Source organism: Moorena sp. SIO3I6, from assembly GCF_010672095.1.
This window is the reverse complement of the sequence record NZ_JAAHHU010000326.1, coordinates 1-4,842: the sequence shown is the minus strand read 5'-3', so window position 1 is coordinate 4,842 and position 4,842 is coordinate 1. Positions and strand designations below refer to the sequence as shown.

General features: G+C 45.3%; 3 protein-coding genes and 1 tRNA gene. 2 read left to right on the top strand and 2 right to left on the bottom strand.

All coding sequences use genetic code 11. The annotated features are described in order from the left end of the window. On the top strand, window positions 1-351 hold a 351-nt coding region (locus tag F6K49_RS35245; RefSeq protein WP_293104237.1), incomplete at its 5' end, for a DNA-binding protein. Window positions 352-578: 227 nt separating this feature from the next. Here the strand turns inward: F6K49_RS35245 and F6K49_RS35240 are convergent. Both F6K49_RS35240 and F6K49_RS35235 read right to left on the bottom strand, forming a co-directional pair. Then, window positions 579-1,355, bottom strand: a complete 777-nt coding sequence (locus tag F6K49_RS35240; protein ID WP_293046581.1) for a DUF928 domain-containing protein — start codon at window positions 1,353-1,355, stop codon at window positions 579-581. 75 nt (window positions 1,356-1,430) lie between these two features. After that, on the bottom strand, window positions 1,431-4,046 hold the full coding sequence (locus tag F6K49_RS35235) for a CHASE2 domain-containing protein (protein WP_293104234.1): 2,616 nt from the start codon (window positions 4,044-4,046) through the stop codon (window positions 1,431-1,433). Between the two features lie 351 nt (window positions 4,047-4,397). Here F6K49_RS35235 and F6K49_RS35230 point away from each other — a divergent pair. Next, window positions 4,398-4,469 (top strand) — tRNA-Val (locus tag F6K49_RS35230). The last annotated feature ends 373 nt before the right edge of the window (window positions 4,470-4,842 follow it).

The window sequence follows — 4,842 nt, the reverse complement described above, 5'->3', positions numbered from 1 at the left end:
AGCAAGGGCAGAGTCAAAGGTGCTTATAAGGTCGGTAGAACTTGGGTAATTCCCTTATTTGATGGCATGCCAGTAGTCACCCCTGGTACTCGCGGACCAAAGCGGAATTGGTCAAAGCGCACAAATTACACTAAAGCTGTCATCCACGTTAATCAAAAAGTCATTCGCCAAAATCACAACACTGGCGAACGCAATCCGGTGATTACCGTAAAACGAGGCTCTAAAAACACTTACGGTCATACTGTCGAAGTCAATGGCCCCTGTCGGGTGATGTATCGCCCAGATGAGCCTCTACATTGTGGAGCACGGGTATGGATTGAGACAATTTCTGATTTTAAGGTGATCGCCTAAGCTGTTGTGCATTTGACTTAGACTCAGTTATAAAAAAGTAAGCATTCAGCGGTCAGCCGGTCAGCGGTCAGCCGTTGGCCTTTGGCTGATTACTGATAGCTGATAAGTTATTAATGCTTAATGATAGCTGATAGCTGATACGCGACACGCTGATAGCTGAAAAACCATCAAACCCTATCCCCCTTTTCCCTACTCCCTACTCCCTGCTCCCTTGTAGTTAAACCAAACTACTCCCGACAGATCAAGCTTGCCTGGGTAATTTCTTCCAATTCAACCGCTTTCAACAATCGGGACCAAGCCTCAGCAAACGTAGCATTTTGTAGATTACTACAACGAAGTTTAGCTGCTTGATTCAAGGCATCATACCAAATGCCATTTTCAGCATAAACTGTCATTAGCTTCTGCTGTGAGTTTGTTGTATCTAATGGATGCTTAAACTCTGGCAATTCAACCCGTTTCAACAGTCCTCTAATAAACAAAACCGAGTCATCGTAAAACGAGTCTGGGGAATTACAATCAACGATCAGATACCAGCGATACCACTTACCAACCTTTAAGGAGTAGGGAATAGGTATGCTAAACACACCAGACCGACTTGGCAAAGTAACAGGGAGATATTTTGGAGCAAGCTTGGTGTTAGTTTTTGAATCCTGCAAGGAAAATTCCCCAGAAAGCCCCCTCTCAACAGGTTCAGATTGATAGGAAACATGAACCCAGATAGTCGGAGACTCATTAACTGTCAATCCCCTACTATCTTTAGCGATCACAGGAGTCATCCTAAGGTTTCCTCCCATTTCAGAAACAGCCATAGGACAATATCCACGATTACCTGTACCTCGCCTACGTCCGCTCGGCGCATCACCTGAATAATCTGGCTGTTTAAACTCTACTGCTATAGATTCAGCCCTATTGCCAGTGGATTCCATCAATTGCGCTTGTGCTGGGTAGCTAGTGAGAGTCGTCAGAGCAAACGCAATCCCATAAAGCAGTTTAATTTTAACCATTGTCAACTCCGATGCTTTTGCCAAGGAAGATGCTGGCTGGGTCTCAGAAGTTCCCTTTTTGCATCAATCTAAGTTTCACATCTGATTGGAACATGGTGTATAACGTACTACCAAAACCATACCCACCGAAGTAAGCACCAATACCATTGCTGATGGCACCAGCGGTATCCAACCCCCTTGCAAAATAAACAGATAACAAATGCCATACAAAGCACCAAGTGCCACTCCCGTCGAGATTACCAAGCCACTTAGGAAATGCATACCCCTAGCCTGGCCTGAGCGGAATCCCATTACCAAACCAATTACACTTCCTACCACAGACCAACCCCAAATCCACAGCACTTCTCCCGATTCTGACCAAACCCACAACAAAGGTCGATTATCCAGAACCGCACTCAGGATTTGACTTACCATATGTCCTTGAATCACCACTCCTGGTGTTCGCTTCTCGCTCAGGGACTGACTGGCACTGTAAGGGGTGAGCCAGTAATCACTACTGGTATTAATTGGACCGGCTATACCAACAAGAATAATCCGACCCTTCAGTTGGGACCTGCGCTGGGGCGGAATCTTATCATTGAGAATATCGCCAACATTGACTGTTAGTGCAATATCTTCAGGAGAGCGACGGGAACGGTAATTTAGCAAGATTTGTCTACCTGCTGCATCCACTCTGTGGTAGCCACCGGTATCAGAATTTAATTCCTTCAGCACAACAGTTTTACCGTTACCCAAATGTGGCGCATCAATCCACAATTGCTGATTTGATGTGTAGCCCCATTGGATACCCTTAGCATTTAGATAGTATAGGGCTAGTAGCAGGCTAAGGTTATTCTTAGCAGTACACTTATCAGTCAGGTCTGGTGAGTTCAGAGATAACAGATGGCGACGGAGGATTCCCCCTTTGTCAGGTAAAGCATCACTAAAACTAATCCGATCTGGCCGAATTTCCAGGGGTGGAGAAATCCCTTCGGTGTCCCCAGCCTTAGCATCTTTAACTTTACAGATACCAAATAAATTCTTTTGTCCCAGGTAAGTTGCTAGTTTAGGGTAAGCTGGATCCACCGGAAAATCACGATAGATATCTAAGCCAATCGTGACTGGTTCATACTCCTGGAGTTTCTCAAATAGCCGAGTAAGAGTATGGTCTGATAACGATGCCCCATGCTTGGGTTGCTGTTCCTGATTTTTAATATCCTCTGGGGTAGCCTTAACAATCAACAGACGCTCGTCCCGCATTTCATAGGGTCGTTGTCGCATCAGTTTGTCAAAAGCTTTTAGTTCAAGCCCTTCCAATAGTCCCAACCACCGCAATCCCATTACCAAAGCCATGGCGAATACACTAGCCTTGAGTAACAAAACGCGATCGCACCATAGTAAACGAATCGGAAACGAATGGGATGGTTTGTCGGAGCTAGTTTGGTCTGAAGGAGTAGGGGAGGTACTGGGCAATGAAGTTTGACCCCCTGCTACAGCCGATCGCATCATGTGTTGACCCTCTGAAGAGGTTTGTGACCCATGAGCCTGACTGGAGCTACCTGAAACAGAAGGGAATTGATTGCGATCGCGCAACTGTTGCCAAGTCGGCGGAACAACAGCCGGATTTTGGCAAATCACTGGTAACCAGCTAGCACCAGGATAGTTATCTTCCCACCCTTGCAACCGTTCCCTAGCTTCCCGCACTGCCAAATATAAGGATTTTCCACCAGCAAATGCCGTTAAAAAGGACTTCAAAAACTCCTGTGCCACTCGATCGGGCACCGGCTCCCGCATCACAATCAACTGAGGAATATGTAAATCAGCCAATTCCCGTGCCAATCCCAAGCCATCGCAAGAGTTGAAAATTGCCAGTCTCAAACCACAGGTAATAGCTGTTCTCAGAGCATGCTTTAACTGGGAAATCGTTAAGCTATCAGTTTGATTAATACTTATGTAACCGGTTTTAGCATCCGCCCCACTCCCGCTATGTCCCGCAAAAAACAGGATATCCCATCCCTGTTTATCCCAAAGCTGGTGGTTAAGCTCTTGGCGTTGTGGCTGCACCACAAAAACAGTTTCCGCCTCTGGTAACTGCTCAAGTAAAGCGCGGTCTTTTTCAACCTCAATCCCTTCACTATTTCCTAAAATTCCTAATACCCTAACCTGACCCGTTGACTCTCGAGCTGGCGTTCTGACTCGCTCATACTCTTGGCTACTCAACGCCACTTCTGTCAGCGGGTAATCTTCAAATAAACGCCACAAATGCCAAGGCAATCGTCGCACTTGGTCATCTTCCGCCTCGATAATCACTCTAATTTCCTCAGACGGCATTAGTTTAGTTCGCACTCGCCGTTCAATCTTGTGAAATTCTTCAGCATTGAGCCAGGTATTAATTTGCTCTTCTAACTGTTGAGACAGATTCCTAAACTCAGCTTCTGAAACATTAGTGATACTAACGTCATGAATTTCCAGACGGAGATCGCACCTGAAGCCTCCGTAGAGTGCTGCATACATTAATTGCCAGCGTTTGTAGAGTTTAGGCAGTTCCGGTGCAGCAGGCAAACATCCAGTAAACTGAATCGGATTACGATGATCTGTTTCCCAAAGTTGAGCGATAACAGTAGGAAAACCTTCCTGACAATTTCCATTTCCCAGTTTTAAGACTACTAACTGACTCATCGATACAGCGGTTTGCAATTCAATTAAGTACAAAGTTCTGGGTTTTTAGGGAGCAGGGAGCAGGGAAAAGGGAAGAGGAAAGAGTGAAAAAAATCCTGTCTACCTGATAGTTAGGCAACCCACTGTTTATAGGGGTCTAACCATTAAAACTCTTGCGATGCTAATGTAACATTACTTACTTGTGTTTGTCAACTCCTAAATTGGTGGTATAAAAATGCTATAGTGTAGTTTTAAGATTTTATATCTAGATTGATATCTAGCTTGATCCACAGCTGACTGATTCACCATCAAGGGATATCAGAAAAGTCAGCTTTTCACGCAAACATTAGTTGTCACGTGACCGTAATTTGTGGTATACTGTAAAGCTAGTGACTAAAAAAGTATGGGCGATTAGCACAGTGGTAGCGCGCTTCCTTCACACGGAAGAGGTCACTGGTTCGAACCCAGTATCGCCCATGGGTAAGCATATGCGCACTTATCACAGGCTAGAAGCCTGTTCCACCCGCACAGAATGCATGGGTAGGGTGGGCAAAACCTTGCCCACCCTACAGGTAGCGTTAAATTGAGGGATTTGCGTAAGTCCTATCTGACTTCTAGCTAGTTTGTGGCGCAGGCTTCAACGCTGCGACATAACTCAGATTAAATGAATTCTGACCTGTTTTCTTCAATAGCTGTTCGCGTAGCGTACGCGTAGCGCTTAAGCTGACTACTTACACTCAAACAGTTAACCAAACCGAAAGGTCTCGTTGAATCAAATCTTGGAGTTTGAGGATATCATCACGATAAAATTCCAGCAACTGTTGCCGTTCCTCTTTAGAAAGAGCAGCTT

Bases quoted from the DNA above. Each gene is read 5' to 3' on its own strand.
- F6K49_RS35240 (WP_293046581.1), bottom strand. From the start codon at position 1,355: ATGGTTAAAATTAAACTGCTTTATGGGATTGCGTTTGCTCTGACGACT.